15 protein-coding genes and 1 pseudogene are annotated in these 17,583 nt (G+C 71.4%); 7 read left to right on the top strand and 9 right to left on the bottom strand.

Annotated elements, in window-relative coordinates:
- Positions 1–38: 38 nt before the first annotated feature.
- Positions 39–833, top strand: coding sequence for a metal-dependent hydrolase (locus IPT68_RS04895; protein WP_189697279.1), 795 nt, complete (start codon positions 39–41; stop codon positions 831–833).
- Positions 834–856: 23 nt separating this feature from the next.
- Here the strand turns inward: IPT68_RS04895 and IPT68_RS04890 are convergent, their stop codons facing one another.
- The 5 genes from IPT68_RS04890 to IPT68_RS04870 all read right to left on the bottom strand — a co-directional run bounded on the left by IPT68_RS04890 (position 857) and on the right by IPT68_RS04870 (position 6,734).
- A complete protein-coding gene (locus tag IPT68_RS04890; protein ID WP_189697280.1) occupies positions 857–1,120 on the bottom strand; it encodes a type B 50S ribosomal protein L31 in 264 nt (87 codons plus the stop codon).
- A 51-nt stretch (positions 1,121–1,171) separates the two neighbouring features.
- Entirely contained in the window at positions 1,172–1,639 is a 468-nt protein-coding gene (locus IPT68_RS04885; protein WP_189697281.1) for a DUF5709 domain-containing protein, read from the bottom strand.
- Between the two features lie 519 nt (positions 1,640–2,158).
- Positions 2,159–3,976 carry an ABC transporter ATP-binding protein gene (locus IPT68_RS04880; RefSeq protein ID WP_189697282.1) on the bottom strand — a complete coding sequence of 606 codons (1,818 nt, stop codon included), beginning with the start codon at positions 3,974–3,976 and terminating at the stop codon, positions 2,159–2,161.
- Positions 3,973–5,847, bottom strand: a complete 1,875-nt coding sequence (locus IPT68_RS04875) for an ABC transporter transmembrane domain-containing protein (RefSeq protein ID WP_189697283.1) — start codon at positions 5,845–5,847, stop codon at positions 3,973–3,975. The genes IPT68_RS04880 and IPT68_RS04875 overlap by 4 nt, the downstream gene beginning before the upstream one ends.
- Positions 5,848–6,266: 419 nt before the next feature.
- Positions 6,267–6,734: a MarR family winged helix-turn-helix transcriptional regulator gene (locus IPT68_RS04870; protein WP_189697284.1), complete on the bottom strand. Its 468-nt coding sequence runs from the start codon at positions 6,732–6,734 to the stop codon at positions 6,267–6,269.
- A gap of 93 nt (positions 6,735–6,827) precedes the next feature.
- Between IPT68_RS04870 and IPT68_RS04865 the strand changes: the two genes are divergently transcribed.
- A complete protein-coding gene (locus IPT68_RS04865) occupies positions 6,828–8,630 on the top strand; it encodes an ABC transporter ATP-binding protein (RefSeq protein ID WP_189697285.1) in 1,803 nt (600 codons plus the stop codon).
- A 43-nt stretch (positions 8,631–8,673) separates the two neighbouring features.
- Positions 8,674–9,534, top strand: coding sequence for an endolytic transglycosylase MltG (gene mltG / locus IPT68_RS04860; RefSeq protein ID WP_189697286.1), 861 nt, complete (start codon positions 8,674–8,676; stop codon positions 9,532–9,534).
- A gap of 65 nt (positions 9,535–9,599) precedes the next feature.
- Here mltG and IPT68_RS04855 read toward each other — a convergent pair whose 3' ends face one another.
- The 3 genes and pseudogenes from IPT68_RS04855 to IPT68_RS34940 all read right to left on the bottom strand — a co-directional run bounded on the left by IPT68_RS04855 (position 9,600) and on the right by IPT68_RS34940 (position 11,521).
- The gene (locus IPT68_RS04855; RefSeq protein ID WP_189697287.1) at positions 9,600–10,685 is read right to left on the bottom strand and encodes an NAD(P)-binding domain-containing protein; all 1,086 of its coding nucleotides are present in this window, start codon (positions 10,683–10,685) and stop codon (positions 9,600–9,602) included.
- A gap of 72 nt (positions 10,686–10,757) precedes the next feature.
- Positions 10,758–11,054: pseudogene (locus IPT68_RS04850) on the bottom strand (ABC transporter permease); the annotation flags it as partial.
- A gap of 386 nt (positions 11,055–11,440) precedes the next feature.
- The gene (locus tag IPT68_RS34940; protein ID WP_373300526.1) at positions 11,441–11,521 is read right to left on the bottom strand and encodes a putative leader peptide; all 81 of its coding nucleotides are present in this window, start codon (positions 11,519–11,521) and stop codon (positions 11,441–11,443) included.
- Between the two features lie 127 nt (positions 11,522–11,648).
- Between IPT68_RS34940 and IPT68_RS04845 the strand changes: the two genes are divergently transcribed.
- Entirely contained in the window at positions 11,649–12,071 is a 423-nt protein-coding gene (locus IPT68_RS04845; protein ID WP_189697288.1) for a secondary thiamine-phosphate synthase enzyme YjbQ, read from the top strand.
- Between the two features lie 781 nt (positions 12,072–12,852).
- On the opposite strand, the gene IPT68_RS04840 is transcribed toward IPT68_RS04845, so the two are convergent.
- A complete protein-coding gene (locus IPT68_RS04840) occupies positions 12,853–13,065 on the bottom strand; it encodes a transposase (protein ID WP_189697289.1) in 213 nt (70 codons plus the stop codon).
- Between the two features lie 624 nt (positions 13,066–13,689).
- Between IPT68_RS04840 and IPT68_RS04835 the strand changes: the two genes are divergently transcribed.
- The 3 genes from IPT68_RS04835 to IPT68_RS04825 are packed head-to-tail and all read left to right on the top strand — an operon-like array spanning position 13,690 to position 17,561.
- Positions 13,690–14,385: a hypothetical protein gene (locus IPT68_RS04835; protein WP_189697290.1), complete on the top strand. Its 696-nt coding sequence runs from the start codon at positions 13,690–13,692 to the stop codon at positions 14,383–14,385.
- Entirely contained in the window at positions 14,378–16,399 is a 2,022-nt protein-coding gene (locus IPT68_RS04830; RefSeq protein WP_189697291.1) for an ATP-binding protein, read from the top strand. Before IPT68_RS04835 ends, IPT68_RS04830 begins: the two co-directional genes overlap by 8 nt.
- Entirely contained in the window at positions 16,293–17,561 is a 1,269-nt protein-coding gene (locus tag IPT68_RS04825; protein ID WP_189697292.1) for a hypothetical protein, read from the top strand. Before IPT68_RS04830 ends, IPT68_RS04825 begins: the two co-directional genes overlap by 107 nt.
- The last annotated feature ends 22 nt before the right edge of the window (positions 17,562–17,583 follow it).

The raw sequence follows: 17,583 nt of genomic DNA, 5'->3' as shown, positions 1-17,583 counted from the left end.
TGGACAGCGGCGCACGAAGAATGAGGCGGACAGCGGCGATGATGGGACCAGCACACTCTCTCTCGGGCGCCGCGGCCTGGCTCGGCGTCGGAGCCGCCGCCACCGCGGCAGGGCACGGGATGCCCTGGCCGGTCCTGCTGTGCGGCGCGCTGATCTGTGCCGGCGCCGCACTCGCCCCCGACCTCGACCACAAGGCCGCCACGATCTCGCGTTCCTTCGGACCGCTGTCGCGCTGGCTGTGCGAGGTCGTCGACAAGCTCTCGTACACCGTCTACAAGGCGACGAAGAAGCCGGGCGACGCGCGCCGCTCCGGCGGGCACCGCACGTTGACGCACACCTGGCTGTGGGCGGTGCTGATCGGTGCGGTGACCTCGGTGTCGGCGATCGTCGGGGGGCGCTGGGCGGTGCTGGCCATCCTCTTCGTCCACCTGGTGCTGGCCATCGAGGGGCTGCTGTGGCGGGCGACCCGCGGTGCCAGCGCCGACGTCCTGGTGTGGCTGCTGGCCGCGACCAGCGCCTGGATCATCGCGGGTGTCCTGGACCAGCCGGGCAACGGGGCGGACTGGCTCTTCACGGCGCCGGGCCAGGAGTACCTGTGGCTGGGGCTGCCAGTCGTACTCGGCGCGCTGGTGCACGACATCGGGGACGCGCTCACCGTCTCCGGCTGCCCGGTGCTCTGGCCGATCCCGGTCGGCCGCAAGCGCTGGTACCCGATCGGGCCGCCGAAGGCGATGCGGTTCCGGGCGGGCAGCTGGGTGGAGCTCAGGGTGCTGATGCCGGCGTTCATGGTGCTCGGGGGAGTGGGCGGCGCGGCGGCACTCAACGTGATCTGAGCCCGCGCACGGCGCCCCCGGCGTCAGTCGGGGCCTCGACGCGCACCTTCCCCGTACTGCCGCTCGAAGCGGGCGACGCGGCCCTCGGTGTCCACCGTGCGGGCCTTGCCGGTGTAGAAGGGGTGGCTCTCGGAGGAGATCTCGACGTCCACGACGGGGTAGGTTTCGCCGTCGTCCCACTCGATGGTCTGGTCGCTGGTTGCGGTGGACCGGGTCAGGAAGGCGTAGCCGGCGGCGCGGTCCCGGAAGACGACCGGATGGTAGTCGGGGTGCTTGTCCTGCTGCATGGCTGCTCCTGGTGCGGCGGGGGCATGGGCTTCGGACGGGCGGGGCCGGGGTCAGCCGGACACGGCGTCCTCGTCGACGATGTGGATGGCGGCCTCCTCGGCGGAGGCGGCCGCGCCGTCGATGCCGACGTCCGTGGCGATCAGTGCGGACTCGTCGTCCTCGTGCGCTCCCTCATCCGGGGCGACGAGCCTTCCGGAGCGGGTGGCGCCGACCTCGTTGTCCAGCAGTTCTCCGTCGGTGTCGCGGTCGCCGATGCCGTCCCCGTCGGGTACGGCCGACTCCGGCAGTTCCTCGGCCAGCCGCTGGTCGAGGGTCTCGCCTCGAACCCGCTCGGCCGCCGTCACGCCGGTGTGCTCGACCGCCCAGGGCCGCTCCGGAGGGGACCAGCCGCGGTCCAGCGGGTCGCTGACACCGTCGTACTCAAGGGTGTCCTCCCCGTCGAGCAGCCCGGTGTCCTCCCGCTGCTCGGATCCGTCTGGCTGGTAGACGTCGTCTCCCCATCCGTCGGCGCTGTTCACGGGTACCTCCAGGTGGTGAGGACGGGGCCGCTCCCGCCACGGTCGGCGGCGTGCCGCACGTGCCGGGGACACAGACTGCGTCCGACGCGGTCCCGCGTGTGTCGCGGACGCTCCCCGAGCCTGCGCCGCTTTCCAGCCTTCCACCCCTGTTCGCCACCGCGCAACGGCACGGGCACCGACATCGGACGGCCCGCCGAGGTGGCGGGGACCCGCGGGGACACGCCGGCCGTGGGGTCGGTCCTCAGGGCGGGGGCGCGCGGTGGTGGCGGGGCGGTCCCGGGCGGTTCGCTGTGCGGCGGGTGCTGGGGTCGAAGTGGGGTGCAACGGGGTCAGGGCCGGCCCGGGGTGGTCCGCGACGGGGCACAGAGCCGGCACGGGGCCGGCCGCCACGCCGACCAGACACTCGGTTGGAGTTGGTGCGCCGCGGGGTTCGGGCCCGGCCCGGGATGGTGGGCGCCCGGGTACGGGGGCCGGCCCGGGGTGTCTGCGGTGGACCCCCGGGCCGGGCGTCGTCGCGCGTCAGCCGTGCCACGACCTCCACAGCGCCGCGTACGCCCCGTCCGCTGCGACGAGCTCGCCGTGGCTGCCCAGTTCGCTGATACGGCCGTTCTCCACGACGGCGATGACGTCGGCGTCGTGCGCCGTGTGAAGGCGGTGGGCGATGGCGACGACGGTGCGGCCGTCGAGGACACGCGCCAGGGAGCGCTCCAGGTGGCGTGCCGCACGCGGGTCGAGCAGCGACGTCGCCTCGTCCAGGACCAGCGTGTGCGGGTCGGCCAGCACCAGCCGGGCCAGCGCGATCTGCTGGGCCTGTGCCGGGGTGAGCGCCAGCCCGCCCGAGCCGACCTCGGTGTCCAGCCCTTCCTCCAGCGCACGGGCCCACCCGTCCGCGTCGACCGCCGCGAGCGCCGCCCACAGCTCGGCAGCCACGGCGTCGACGGAGGTCCCCGCGCCCGGAAGAGGCCGGGAGTGGGGGAGCGCGAGCAGCAGGTTGTCGCGCAGGGTGCCGACGAAGACGTGGTGCTCCTGGTTGACGAGGGCCACGTGCGAACGGACCCGTTCCGCGGGCATGCGGGACAGTTCCGCCCCGCCGAGGGTGATCCTGCCCTCCCGCGGCGCGTAGATCCCGGCGAGCAGCCGGCCCAGCGTGGACTTGCCCGCCCCGGAGGGACCCACCAGCGCCAGCCGGGTGCCCGGGGCGACCTCCAGCGACACCCGGCGCAGCACGTCGACGCCCTCGACGTAGCCGAAGTGCACCCGGTCGGCGTGCACGTTCCGCCCGTCGGGCAGCACCGTCGGGTCCCCGGCGTCCGGTTCGATGTCACGGACGCCGACGAGCCGGGCCAGCGACACCTGGGCCACCTGGAGCTCGTCGTACCAGCGCAGGATCAGACCGACCGGATCGACCAGCATCTGCGCGATCAGCGCGCCCGTGGTCAGCTGTCCCACCCCGAGCCGGCCCTGGAGCACGAACACCCCTCCGACCATCAGGACGGAGGCGAGCACGGTCACATGGGTTACGTTGATGACCGGGAACAGCACCGACCGCAGCCAGAGCGTGTAGCGCTCCCAGGCCGTCCACTCCTTGATCCGCCGCTCCGACAGTTCCACCCGGCGGGCGCCGAGCCGGTGCGCCTCGACGGTGCGCCCGGCGTCCACGGTCTCGGCGAGCGCGGCGGCCACCGCGGCGTACCCGGCGGACTCCGACCGGTAGGCGGACGGCGCCCGCCGGAAGTACCAGCGGCAGCCGATGACCAGCAGCGGCAGGGCGAGCAGCACGGCGGCCGCCAGCGGAGGTGCCGTGACGACCAGGCCGCCCAGCAGCAGCGCCACCCACACCACACCGATGGCCAGCTGGGGCACGGCCTCGCGCATGGCGTTGGCCAGCCGGTCGATGTCGGTGGTGATCCGGGACAGCAGGTCACCCGTGCCGGCCCGCTCCAGGACACCCGGCGGCAGGCCGACCGACCGGACGAGGAAGTCCTCGCGCAGATCGGCCAGCATCCGCTCGCCGAGCACGGCCCCGCGCAGCCGCACCTCGCGCACGAAGACGGCCTGCACCACCAGGGCGACCAGGAAGAAGGTCACCGTGAGCCCCAGACGCAGCTCGCGCGCGCCGTCCGACACCCGTTCGACGAGATCGCCCAGGAGATAGGGACCCGCCATGGAGGCGACCACGGCGACCGTGTTGACGGCGACGAGGAGCACGAAGGCCCGCCGGTGCCGGCGGAACAGCTCGGTCACATAGGCGCGTACGGTCGCGGGGGCGCCGACGGGCAGGGTGTGTGCCGTCGTCGGGGCCGCCGGGTCGTACACCGGTGGCGCCACGCCGATCATGCGGTCTCCTCGATCTCGTCCAGTTCCTCCATGTCGAGCTCGTCGAGCTCGACGAGTACGCCGCTCAGCGCGGCCTTTTCCTCGTCGGTCTCCCGGGTCACCACCGCCCGGTACCGGGGCTCCTGGTGGACCAGCTCCCGGTGCACGCCGACCGCCGCCACCTCGCCCTCGTGCACCAGCACCACCCGGTCCGCGCGGTCCAGCAGCAGCGGCGAGGAGGTGAACACGACCGTCGTGCGTCCGGCGCGCAGGTCGCGGACGCCTTCCGCGATCCGTGCCTCGGTGTGGGAGTCGACGGCGGAGGTCGGTTCGTCCAGGACGAGCACCTCCGGGTCGGTGATCAGCGACCGGGCGAGGGCGAGCCGCTGGTGCTGGCCACCGGAGAGGGAGCGCCCGCGTTCGGTGATTCGGGCGTCCATCGGGTCGCCGGCGTCGAGGGAGCCCTGCGCGAGCGCGGCGAGCACGTCCTCGCACTGCGCGGCCCGCAGCGCCTCGTCGGCGCCGACGTTTCCGGACGCGGGGACGTCGAGCAGTTCGCGCAGCGAGCCCGACAGCAGCACCGGGTCCTTGTCCTGGACCAGGACGGCCGCCCGTGCGCGGTCGAGCGGCAGTTCGTCGAGGGGTACGCCGCCGAGCAGCACCGACGTACCCGCCTCCGAGGGATGGCCGCCGAGACGCTCGGCCAGCCGCCCTGCCGTGTCCGGGTCGCCGCACACCACGGCGGTGAGCCGCCCGTACGGTGCGAGCAGACCGGTCGCCGGGTCGTACAGGTCCCCGGAGGGCAGCCCGCCCGAGCGCGAGTCCACGACGGATGCCTCACCAGAGCCCTCACCGCAGGCCTCGTGCGAGCCGTCACGCACTCCCTCGGCGTCCGTCACCCGCTCCAGGGACAGCACCCTCGCCGCCCGTTTGGCCGAGGGCCGGGAGAAGGAGTACGCCATCGCGATCTCCTCGAAGTGCCGCAGGGGATAGGTGAGGATCATGACCGAGCTGTAGACGGTGACGAGCTCGCCGACGGTGATCCGGCCCTGCCTCGCCAGCTGCACGCCGTACCAGACGACCGCGATCAGCAGCAGGCCGGGCAGCAGTACCTGGATCGCCGCGATCAGCGACCACATACGGGCACTGCGTACGGCCGCGTGACGCACCTCCTGGGAGGCGCGGCGGTAGCGGTCGAGGAACAGTTCCTCACCCCCGATGCCGCGCAGGACGCGCAGCCCGGCGACGGTGTCCGAGGCGAGTTCGGTGGCGTACCCGGCCTTCTCCCGCTGGAAGTCGGCCCGCCGGGTCGCCCGGGGAAGCAACGGCAGTACCGCGACCGCCAGCAGGGGCAGGCCGAGGGCGACCACGACGCCGAGGGCCGGCTGGTACACGACGAGCCCGACGCAGACCAGCACGATCGTGACCGCGGCGGCGGTGAAGCGCGAGACGGCCTCCACAAACCAGCCGATCTTCTCGACGTCACCCGTGGAGACGGCCACCACCTCGCCCGCCGCGACCCGCCGGGTCAGCGCCGAGCCCAGCTGGGTGGCCTTGCGGGCCAGGAGCTGCTGGACCCGGGCGGCAGCAGTGATCCAGTTGGTGACGGCGGCCCGGTGCAGGAAGGTGTCGCCGATGGCGTTGCCCGCGCAGGCCAGTGCGAGCAGCCCGCCCGCGAGGGCGAGCCGTGCGCCGGAGCGGTCGACCACGGCCTGGACGGCGAAGCCGACGCAGAACGGCAGCGCGGAGACCGACACGAAGTGCAGCAGCCCCCAGGCCAGCGAGACGAGCTGGCTGCGCAACTGGTTCCGGCCCAGCCACCACAGAAATCGCGGCCCCGAACGCACGTCCGGCACACCGGGGTCGGGATACGGAAGGTCTTGAATCTGCATGACGTCCCAGTGGCTCGTATGTCGTATCAGGGGCGGAGAGGGAGGGAGAGAATGGGGCGGCGTCCAGTCGAAACAGGACGGACCGCGCATGTCGCTGACAAGCCGTGAAAGGCTCGCGCCACAGCGTGGTCCCAGGCAACCGGTTTTCCGCATCGCCGCACAGAACCGGCTACCGCCGGGCGCAAGTCACCGGAATCAACCGCCTCGCACGTCCGCACCGGTACCGGTGCGGACCGACGACGGGTACGGCGGATGACCGCACCTGCCGAAGCTCGTCGGCCATACCGTGCGCCGCGGGTTCGGCATCCCGGTGCGGACCTGCTGCATCCGACCGGAATCGGACGGCGAACAGTCGTGAGAAACCGTGCGATGGCTCTCAGCACGGGCGCAGCTCGCAGCCCCCGGCTGGGCGGAAGGATTCAGCACCGCCCCTCGCCGCCGCCCGCACCACCGCCCCCACCGTCCACCAACGTGTCCAGCAACGTCCCCAGTACCCGCCGCTCCACGTCCGTCAGCGGCGCGAGGATCTCCTCCGCCGCCGACCTCCTGGCCCCGTGCAGTTCGCGCAGCGTCTCGTGTCCGTCGTCGGTGAGCTCGATGCGGATGACCCGGCGGTTGGTCGGGTCGGGCACCCGGCGCACCTTGCCGCTCGCCTCGAGCCCGTCGACCAGCGTGGTCACCGCCCGCGGCACGACCTCCAGCCGCCCGGCGAGGTCGGCCATCCGGGGCGGAGTGTCGTACTCCGCGAGGGTGCGCAGCAGACGTGACTGGGCCGGGGTGATACCGAGGACGCGCTGCTGCAGGTGGCGCTTCTGGATCCGGTGCACCCGGCGGGTGAGACGCAGCAACTGCTCGGCGAGCAGTCCGTCGGGGTCGGGTGTGGTCATGCGGGAACAATATCAGGACGGCATTCATTGTGAGCATAGGTAACAATGAGCTATGCTCCTTTCAGTCAGCGTCGACCCATCTCGTAGGAGCCCATGAAGCCCGACCTGGAACCCGCCTGGACCCCGCCTGCCGACAGCGAAGGGCGGCCGAGGCAGGTGCGTCGCATCCTCAGACTCTTCCGTCCCTACCGAGGCCGCCTGGCCGTCGTGGGCCTGCTCGTGGCCGCCGCGTCGGTGGTCTCGGTCGCCACGCCCTTCCTGCTGAAGGCGATCCTCGACACCGCCATCCCCCAGGGCCGCACCGGCCTGCTGACCCTGCTGGCCCTCGGCATGATCCTCAGTGCCGTGCTGAACAGCGTCTTCGGCGTCCTGCAGACGCTCATCTCCACCACGGTCGGCCAGCGCGTCATGCATGACCTGCGCACAGCGGTCTACGGCCGTCTGCAGCGCATGTCGCTCGCCTTCTTCACCCGCACCCGCACCGGCGAGGTGCAGTCCCGCATCGCGAACGACATCGGCGGCATGCAGGCGACGGTCACGTCGACCGCCACCTCCCTGGTCTCCAACTTCACCAGCGTCGTCGCCACGGTCGTCGCGATGCTCGCCCTCGACTGGCGGCTGACTCTCGTCTCGCTGCTCCTGCTGCCGGTGTTCGTGTGGATCAGCCGCCGGGTCGGTGACGAGCGCAGAAAGATCACCACTCAGCGCCAGAAGCAGATGGCCGCGATGGCGGCGACGGTCACCGAGTCGCTCTCGGTCAGCGGCATCCTGCTCGGCCGCACCATGGGCCGGGCCGAGTCACTGACGCAGTCCTTCGCGCGGGAGTCGGACCGACTGGTCGATCTGGAAGTGCGCTCGAACATGGCCGGCCGCTGGCGGATGGCCGTCATCACGATCGTCATGGCCGCCATGCCGGCCGTCATCTACTGGACCGCCGGTCTCACGCTCCACCTCGGCGGCCCGGGCGTCTCCATCGGCACCATCGTCGCCTTCGTCTCCCTCCAGCAGGGCCTGTTCCGGCCCACCGTCAGCCTCCTGAGCACGGGCGTGCAGATCCAGACCTCGCTGGCCCTCTTCCAGCGCATCTTCGAGTACCTCGACCTGCCCGTCGACATCACCGAACGAGAGCGGCCCACCCGCCTCGAGCGCGTCAGGGGCGAGGTCCGCTTCGAGGACGTCGAGTTCCGCTACGACGGCAAGGACGGCCCGATCCTCGACGGCATCGACCTGACCGTCCCCGCCGGCGGCAGCCTCGCGATCGTCGGCCCGACCGGCGCCGGGAAGTCCACCCTCGGCTATCTCGTGCCGCGGCTGTACGACGTGACGGGAGGCCGTGTCACCCTCGACGGCGTCGACGTCCGCGATCTCGACTTCGACACCCTCGCCCGAGCGGTCGGCGTCGTCTCGCAGGAGACGTACCTCTTCCACGCCTCGGTCGCCGACAACCTCCGCTTCGCCAAGCCGGACGCCACCGACGAGGAGTTGCACGCGGCGGCCCGGGCGGCTCAGATCCACGACCACATCGCGGCCCTGCCCGACGGCTACGACACGGTCGTCGGCGAGCGCGGCCACCGTTTCTCCGGGGGCGAGAAGCAGCGCCTGGCCATCGCCCGCACCATCCTGCGCGATCCGCCGGTGCTCATCCTCGACGAGGCGACCAGCGCGCTGGACACCCGCACGGAGCACGCCGTGCAGGAGGCGATCGACGCCCTGTCGGCGAACCGGACGACGCTCACCATCGCGCACCGGCTGTCCACCGTTCGGGGCGCCGACCGGATCGTGGTCCTGGACACCGGCCGCGCGGTCGAACAGGGCACGCACGAGGAGCTGTTGGCGCTGGACGGGAAGTATGCGGCGCTGGTCCGCCGGGACGCCCAACTTGAGCCGACGAGATGAAGATATGCCGGGTTTGTAGCGATATGCGGGTTACCGTGCCCGCATGCAGACGAACACTCCACCACGGAGCACGACTCGCACGATTCGACTGACGCGCCGGGGCCGCGCCGCCCTCGTCGTGACCGGAGCCGTCGTGGCCGGCACCGCCGTGGCGGTGCCGCTGCTGATGCTCAAAGGCGAGGAGAAACCGGCGAAGCCCGCCGCCACTTTGGTGATCCCGGAGGGCTGGCGCGCCGGTCAGGTGTACGCCGCCGTCGACAAGGCCCTCGCCCTGCCTTCCGGTACGACGAAGAAGGCCGTCCCCCGAGCCCACCTCAAACTGCCGAACGACGCCGAGGGCAACCCGGAGGGCTTCCTCTTCCCGGCGACGTATCCGGTGCCGGAGAAGGCAACGCCGGAGCAGTTGCTGGCGACGATGGTCGACACCGCCAACAAGAAGTTCAACGGGGCACCGATCGCCGCCGGCGCGCAGCGCAACGCCATGAACGTCTACCAGGCGGTCACCATCGCCAGCATCGTGCAGGCCGAGGCCGCCGACAAGGCCGACATGGGGAAGGTGGCGCGGGTCATCTTCAACCGGCTGGAGCGCGGCATGCCGCTGCAGATGGACTCGACCATCAACTACGCCCTCAACCGCCACACGCTCAGGACGACGCTGAGCGACACGCGCATCAACAACCCCTACAACTCGTACCAGCGCATGGGTCTGCCGCCCACGCCCATCGACAACCCCGGTGCAGAGGCCATGCGCGCCGCGATCAACCCGACCCCGGGCAACTGGCTGTACTTCATCACGGTCAAGCCGGGCGACACCCGTTTCACGGACGACTACGCACAGCACCAGCGCAACGTCGCCGAGTTCAACGCCCAGCACAGAAGCCCGAGCACGTCGCCGTCACGGTGAGTCGAGGCATCACCATGACCGGTCCGCCCCGGTCGGGCGGCGTGGTGTCCGGTATCAGCGGCCCGTCACGCGGCGGCCGCCCGGCCCTGCGCCTGCGCCAGCAGTTGTCTGATCTCCCGTACCGCCGCCCGTCCCGCCCGGTTCGCACCGATGGTGCTGGCCGACGGACCATAGCCGACGAGGTGGACACGCGGATCGGCCACCGCACGCGTCCCGTCGACCCGGATGCCGCCGCCCGGCTCCCGCAGCCGCAGCGGTGCCAGGTGCTCGATGGCGGGCCGGAAGCCGGTCGCCCACAGGATGACGTCGGCGTCCACGTGCCGCCCGTCGTTCCAGTCCACACCGTCCGGAGTGATCCGGTCGAACATCGGCTGCCGGTCCAGCACCCCGTCGGCCAGGCCCTGCCGGACGGCGTCGTTCAGCGGCAGCCCCGTCACGGACACCACACTCCTCGGCGGCAGCCCCTGCCGTACCCGCTCCTCCACGAGGGCGACCGCCGCGCGCCCGGCGTTCTCGTCGAACGGCCCCTCCCGGAAGACCGGCGGCCGGCGGGTCACCCAGGTGGTCGCGGCCGCGTACGGTGCGATCTCCAGCAGGTGCTGGGTACCGGAGGCGCCGCCGCCCACCACGACCACCCGCTGCCCCGCGAACGCCTCGGGCCCCGGGTACTGGGCGGTGTGCACCTGCCGTCCGCGAAAGGTCTCCTGGCCCGGATAGCGCGGCCAGAACGGCCGGTCCCAGGTCCCCGTCGCGTTGATCAGCGCCCGCGTGGCCCAGTCACCGTCGGACGTCTCGACGAGCAGCCGCCCGCCCGGGCCCTCCCGGACGGCCCGTACGTCGACGGGCCGACGCACCCGCAGGTCGAACTCCCGCTCGTACGCCGTGAAGTACTCCGGGATCACCTCCGACGACGGCCGCGCCGGATCCGCGCCGGTCAGCTCCATCCCCGGCAGCGCGTGCATCCCGTGCACCTTGCCGTACGTCAGTGAGGGCCACCGGAACTGCCAGGCGCCGCCCGGCCCGGGGGAGTGGTCCAGCACCACGAAGTCACGGTCCGGCTCGAACCCGGTCCGCCGCAGGTGATAGGCGCCGGCCAGACCTGCCTGGCCGGCGCCTATGACGACTACCTCGACCTCGCGCGTGCTGTTCACGCTTCTACGAACAGCGCGAGGGCCGTGGATCTTCCCCCGGGCCGCTTACCCCGGGACGAGCCGGGCCCGTCGATCGGCGACCAGGTCCGCGGCGACCTCGGCGATACGCCCGGGCGAGGCGAGCACGTCGGCGGTCAGCACGCCCGTGGAGTTGAGCAGTTGCCACAGCGCGAGCAGGAGGAGAGGGCCGGTGGTGCAGCGGAGCCAGCGGGGGACGCGGGTGCGGTGGGAGGAGCTGGGGAGGAGACGTTCGAGGCGAGGGTCGGCGTCGGGGGCGGCGGCGCCCTTGACGTGCGATGCCGACGGGCCGGCCGATGGAGGAGAGATATCGGGTTCGGGCGAGTGGGGTGGGGCATGGCTGATGCTCATGGCTGCTCCAGAGCGGTGGGGTGAGACGGTGCTACGGCGGTATGGGGATAACGGCGGTATGGGGATACGGCGGTATGGGGAGACGGTGTCACCGCACGCGCCCCACGGCACGCGCGCCCCCCCCCGCGCACGCACGGCGCCAACGCGCCAAGGAACCGAGGGCTCAAGGCGCCGGGGCGATGCCGGGTGTACGGCAGCTGAACGGTGGTGGTGCGTGGCGGACGCCTGTGCGCTCCCGCTCACGACCCGATCAGTTCACCCGTCGGACCCCCCGACCCCGTGGACACACGGACACACGGACACACGGACACCCGGGCGTACGGTCAGGACGCGAAAGGCGCAAGGGGGAAGCGCGAAGGGAGCGTGGAAGGAAGAACGCGTCAGCGTCAGTGGCCGCGGCGACACGCGGCGGAGGCCACCCGCAGCAGGTCGATGTGACCGCGCGTGGTGAGCAGAGCTGAACGCAACAGGCCGCTGAACGTGGCCAGATGGCATGTCCCCGGTCAACGGGCGTCTCGCCCACTGGACCCTTCGCATCGGCTTCCGGGCGGCCGGCCGGGCATCGGCTCCGGGGCATGAGTCAGGATGGAAGGCATGTCAGACGCGTTCACCACCCGAGTGCTCCAGGTCGCTTCCGGCTCCGACGAGACGGTCGTCGACCTCACCCGTGACTGCGAGTCCTTCTTGAGCGAGGTGGCCGCGGGCCGCGACGGCCTGCTCAACGTCTTCGTCCCGCACGCGACGGCCGGCATCGCGATCATCGAGACAGGCGCCGGCAGCGACGCCGACCTCCTCGCCGCGCTGCACACCCTCCTCCCCGCCGACGACCGCTGGCAGCACCGCCACGGCAGCCCCGGCCACGGCCGCGACCACGTCCTCCCGGCGATCGTCCCGCCCCACGCGACGCTGCCGGTGGTGGGCGGGCGGCTGGAGCTGGGGACGTGGCAGTCGGTTTGCCTGGTGGATACAAACAGGGATAACCACAACCGTCAGGTCCGGCTGAGCTTCCTTGGCTGACGCATGACGGAATCACAGCGTCGAATCCCGGCCGCAGCCATGTCCATCCGCCCGCGCGTGATCAGCCCGTGAGCGGCACGTTCCCCGGTGCGGTCGGGTGACGGGATTTGAACCCACGACCTCTTCCGCCCGAGCGGGATTCGATCATGTTGCGCACCTGTCGAGGACAGTATCTGTGCAGGTAAGAGCGCTGATCCTGGTTGGTCTCGGGTCGTGTCGCGAGGGGTCTGGGAGAAGATCCTCTCCCTTCGCTGCGGCATCCAGGACGTCTCCGAGCCGCAACCATGCCCGTCGGACCGGAGCAGGACGCCGGGCTGGTGGCGAAGCGGGACCACGCGTCGTCGTTGTCGCCGAGTGCAGCGAGGACGGTCGACGCGACGGCGGTGTGCGGGGTTCCGTGGCAGGCGCTTCCGAGGGCGAGGGCAGTTCAGGTCAGCAGGGCATGCACGAGTCCCGGCGTGCAATCCGGGAGTGCCAGCACCTCTCGAGCCCAGGTCTCCCTCAAGTTGGGGTTACCGCCCAGGCGTCGGCGGAGGTCCCCCGGTGAGCTGCCGCAGAGCCGCTTCCGGCGCGAATGGCGTGCCAGGACGTCTGAGAAAGAGGGCGTCGACTGATACGAAGGTCTCGGTCACGTGCGCGAGGTGGCCGGTCCAGCGCCGTCATCCCGGCGCACATAGTGGGCCTGGAACTCGTGGGGCGATTTGATCCGGACATTCGCGGGCGGCTGGCCGTAGCGCTCGGTGCGCGGCCGCAATCGGCCGCGGGCGTCGACCAGGAAGTGCTACACCATTATCCGGCGCAGTGCTTCAAGTCCTCGACTGCGGTCGGACCGGTCGTCCTGGGCGAGGCGGTTGCGGAAGTCGGACAGCATGTTCTTGTGGAAGCCTGGGGCATCCAACTCCAGTCCCAGGACGTGCTGGAAGTCGATGCGGCAGCGCACCGCCTCGGCCGCCCGCCGGTCGCACAGATTGTCGAGGAACTGTAGGGCGCACACGGTGGCGAGTTGGGCGGGCGAGAACCCCGGCCGTCCGTCACGCGGGTACCAGGCGGCGAAGTCCTCGCCGCCTACACCCGTTAAACCGGTCGCGTAGCCACATTGCCGCCCTACCCCGGGAGTTGCTCGCCCGCGTCACCTGCGCGGTCAGGGCGGGGGGCTGCACCGAAGGGGGCACGGCTGGACACAGGCGTCTCACGTACGGCCGTCGACTTTCGAACCGGCCCGAGCAGGGAAAATGATCATGGTGGCGTGCCTGGGTCTCCAATATTCCGAGCAGAGTCCTTCATTGAGTAAGAAGGAGGCTGTGATGCCGTCTCGCCTGCCATAATCACGGCAAGCCTCGATCCCTCATGGCATTGCGTCAGTGCATTCGGCGACCTGTGGCACCGCGTCGCAGACCGTGCACGATCATGCCGTACGGACGAAACGGGCATCCATCGTATCGTTGTGGGTGAGGGACTTGCGTGGAGACGAAGCGGGGGTGTTTTCATGGCAGACGTAGTCGCAGTGCATGGCATTTTCGCCAACAGATCGAGCCGTGACGAGATGCACGATTCTTGGCTGGCCGCTCTGCGCGAGGGCCTGCGAAATGTCAGGTTTGCGGGGGCCGAGGATCTCACCATGGAGTGCGCGTTCTACGGACACCTGTACAACGACGGGAAGGCCGGTGCCGCCTGGCAGTACGTGATCGGCGACCTGCGGCCGGGAGTCGAGGAGGATCTCCTGGTCGCGCTGGCCGAAGCGGTCGAGGACCCGTCACACGAGGCGGCGGGCAAGGCGGGATACGCCCCGCAGAGCGTGCAGTGGGCGATCCGCGTTCTCCAGTCGCGCAAGTTCTTCGGCGGCACGGCCGCCGGGATCATCGGCTTCGTCAAGCAGGTGGCCCGCTATCTGCGGGACGACGACTTCAAGAAGGCGGTCCGCGCCGAGTTCAGCGCCGCCATGGAGTCCCGGCCCCGTCTGGTGATCGCCCACTCGCTGGGGAGCGTGGTCGCCTACGACTGGTTGAGATCCCACACGGCGACTTCAGCAACGACCCTGATCACCCTCGGCTCCCCGCTGGGGCTGCGTCCGGTGTTGCGTGAACTGCATCCGTTCGTCGACGCGTGTCAGGCTCCCTGGCCCACCGGCATCGCCACCTGGGTCAACGTCGCCGCGAAGGAGGATGTCGTCGCCTCAGTCAAGGAACTGCACGGCCTGTTCGCCGGGAAGATTCAAGACCTACCGGCGTCCAACTCCCGTGGCACCGCCCATGACGTCACCGCTTACCTGAAGAATGTCCACACCGCCCGGTCGGTGAAGGTGACACTTGGCTGAGAGCGCTAGGCAGGCGGGGTACTTCTGTATTTCCGGGCGCCCCGTGTACGGCGGGTCGTTCGCGAACCTCGAGAAGGTGCCGGAGGAGGTCCGAGCCGTCCGCGCGGGTCTCGGCGCGCTCGGGCTGACCGAGTTGTTCCCCGGCGTGGACGGCGACGGAGACGCGCTTTCCCACAGCGACCTCCGGGATGCCCTGTTCGCCTGGAGTAAAGGCGCCGCCGATTACACGGGCGCGCGAACGGCGACCCTAGTCATCTACGCCACGGGCCATGGCTTCGAGCTGGGAACGGACTGGGTACTGGCGCCTACGGAATACGAGGCCCCCGATGACCAGCAGAACACGGACCCCGGGGCCGTCACCAAACCGGCTAGTTTTATCAGGGCGTTGCGGCAGCGCGGAGATCTCGCCCAGGTCCTGCTGATCCTGGACGCGTGCGGTGCCGCCCCCGGTGGCGAGCAGGCCCTGCTGGACACCATCGCGCAGGCGCCCTACCAGACCATTGACGACCAGCTGGACCTGTGGGTCGTGGCGGCGGCGCGGCGGTCCGAGAAGGCCCTGGAAACTGTCTTCTCCCGGGCCTTCACCACCGCTCTGCGCGACGCCACCGCCCCCTCCACCGACCAACCGCACCTGGACCTGACCCAGGTGATGGAGTCCGTGCAGGATGCCCTGAGTCGCACCCATCAGAAGGCCCGGACCGTGGCCGGTCACGGCGATCCGCGCTGCCGGGCGCTGCCCAACCCCCGCTACATGCCGCCCGAGCCGCCGGCCTGGCTTCCTCCCGGCTGGGGCTGGGTCTCCCGTGGCGTGGTCAACGACGCGGCGCCCGGCTGGTACTTCACCGGCCGCGAAGCCGCGCTGCGCACCGTTCTTGATCACCTGACCGGGACCGGAACGGCCCCTCCGCTGTGGCTGACCGGCTCGCACGGCAGCGGCAAGACCGCGGTCCTGGGCCGCGTCGTCACCACGGCGACCGCCGAACTGCGCGCCGCGCTCCCCGTAGTGGCCCGGCACGGCGTCCTTCCGACCGACGACCTGATCCTGGCCGCGGTCGACGTCCGCGGCCGTACGGCCGACCGGCTGGTCGCCGACATCGCCAGGTCGCTGGGGCTCACCGCCGCAAGCGTCCCCGGCCTGCTGGCCGAGCTCAGGCGTCCCGGCTCAGGGGCCGTCCGCGGCATTGTCGTCGACCACCTGGACGAGGCTAAGGAGTCCGCCGCCGTACTCACCGAACTGGTCGAGTCGCTGGCCGCGCTGCCGGCCGTCCGGGTGGTGGTGGGTGCCGCTCGTCAGCTGCCCGACCGGCCCGCACGCCTTATCCTCGATCTGGACGATCCGGCGCACCAGGGGGCCTCGTCCGTGGGCACCTATCTGCGGACCCGACTCGCCTACGGCGGGCACGTCTCCGAAGGTGCCGTCGCCGCCCTGGAGGCGATCTGCGGCGGCTGTTTCGCCGCGGCCGTCGCCGCGGCGGACGTCCTGGTCCGAGAGGGCACCGGCTCTCTGGAACGCGCCTGCGAGGCCGCCGTCGCCCGGCTCGACGGCCTGCTCCGCCGCACGCTGCAGGAGCTCTTCCCGCGGACCGGCGCAGCGGTGGCGGACACCCTGACCGTGCTGTGCTCCTTCGGCGACGACCTTTTCCTCGACGCGCGGACCTGGGCCGCCGTCGCTTCACGTTTGGTCGGCACTTCTGTGCCCACCCCGTTGTCGCCGCGGGAGCTGGCGGCCTGCCTGCCTGCCTGCGGGACCCTCCTCGTGCGGCGGGACGCCCCCGGCAGGGAACCGGGACCGGGGGACGCGGGGGACGTCCACGGTGCATGGCGGCCACGCCACCCGCCACCCGCCGCCCGCCGGCGGGCAGGCGCCCCGCCGTACCGTGCTGCGCCACCTGCTCGACGAACTCCGCGTGGCCGACCAAGGCTGGGACAACGCCCCGCCACACCTGCTCGCCGTCCTCGCGGCCGCCGCGGTCGATCCGACCAGCGGTATGCAATTCCTCCTGGACGACCCTGACTTCCTGCTCGCGCTGCCCCGCTCCACCATGACACGAACGGTCCGCGCCCTGCGCGGCCCGGACCAGGCAGCCCGTACCGCCGTATGGAACACCCAGCCTCGGCGCGGGACGCCGCAGCAACGGCGGTTTGCCCTCGCACTCACGGCCACCCGGAGGGGGCTCACCGATCTCGCCCGCGCGGCCGTGCCCGTCATCGCGCCCTGCGGGTCACTGGAGGTGCTCTGGGCGAACCCGGGAGTCCGTGACCGCCATACGACCACGCGCGTGTCGGCGGCAGGGGAACCCGGGCCTGGCTCCCTCATCACCGCGCACGACGACGGCACGCTGGTCTGGTGGGACGGCGCCAGCGGCGAGCAGGTGGCGTCGCGGTCCGGCGTCGGACCGCTCAGGGACCTGCACGCGTTCTCGGAGACCGGGAACGCAGAGGAAACCGAGGCCGCCGGGGACGCCGACGGTGCGTGCGCGCTGCTTGTCCTCACGGACGGCTCCGTGCTCCGATGTACGCGGGACGCCGCCGACGTCGGCCAGGTGCTGCGGAAGGGATCCGGTGAGCTGCCCGGTCCCTCCGCGTCCCACCCGGCCGGCCTGCTCGCCCTGGCCGACGGCCGGGCCGTCGAGGTGTTGTCCACCTCCGGTGCCGATCCGGTGAGTGTCGAGGTTTTCCGGAAGCCTGTCGTCGCCCTGGCCATGGCTGGCCGGCGGGAGGATCCAGTCGTCTGGGCGGCCACCCTCGACGGAGTGATCCACCGGTGGGCCCCGGCCGGTCCGGCCAATCCCAAGAGGGTGGCACTGTGCCCGAATCCCGTGCGCCTGGTGGCCTCGGCCGACGGCGCAACGGCGGTGATCGTGGACGCCGGTGGCGCCTGCACCTTCGTGGGGGGCGCCGCCCCGCTCGCGGGCTCCGTGCGACCGCTCGGAAACGCCGTACGGGCCGTCCTCCTGACGGCCGATTGGTTCGCGGTCGCCGGTGGCGACCGGGACGGCAGTTGGCTGGACACCTACAGTGCCGTCGACGGGCTCGGGGCCCGTTGGCCGCTCGACGGACTGCCGGCCGGCATGTGTTCGCACGGCCCCGACGGCCTGGTCGTGGCGACGTCCGGCGCGCTCGCCCTGCTGCGCGCCCGCGCCGGTCAGAGCCTCGCGTCAGGTAGGTCGCGGTAACGGCACCAGGGAGGTAACCCGG

The sequence above is a fragment of the Streptomyces chromofuscus genome, assembly GCF_015160875.1.
Taxonomy (GTDB): Bacteria; Actinomycetota; Actinomycetes; order Streptomycetales; family Streptomycetaceae; genus Streptomyces; species Streptomyces chromofuscus.
This window is presented reverse-complemented; position numbering and strand designations above follow the sequence as displayed.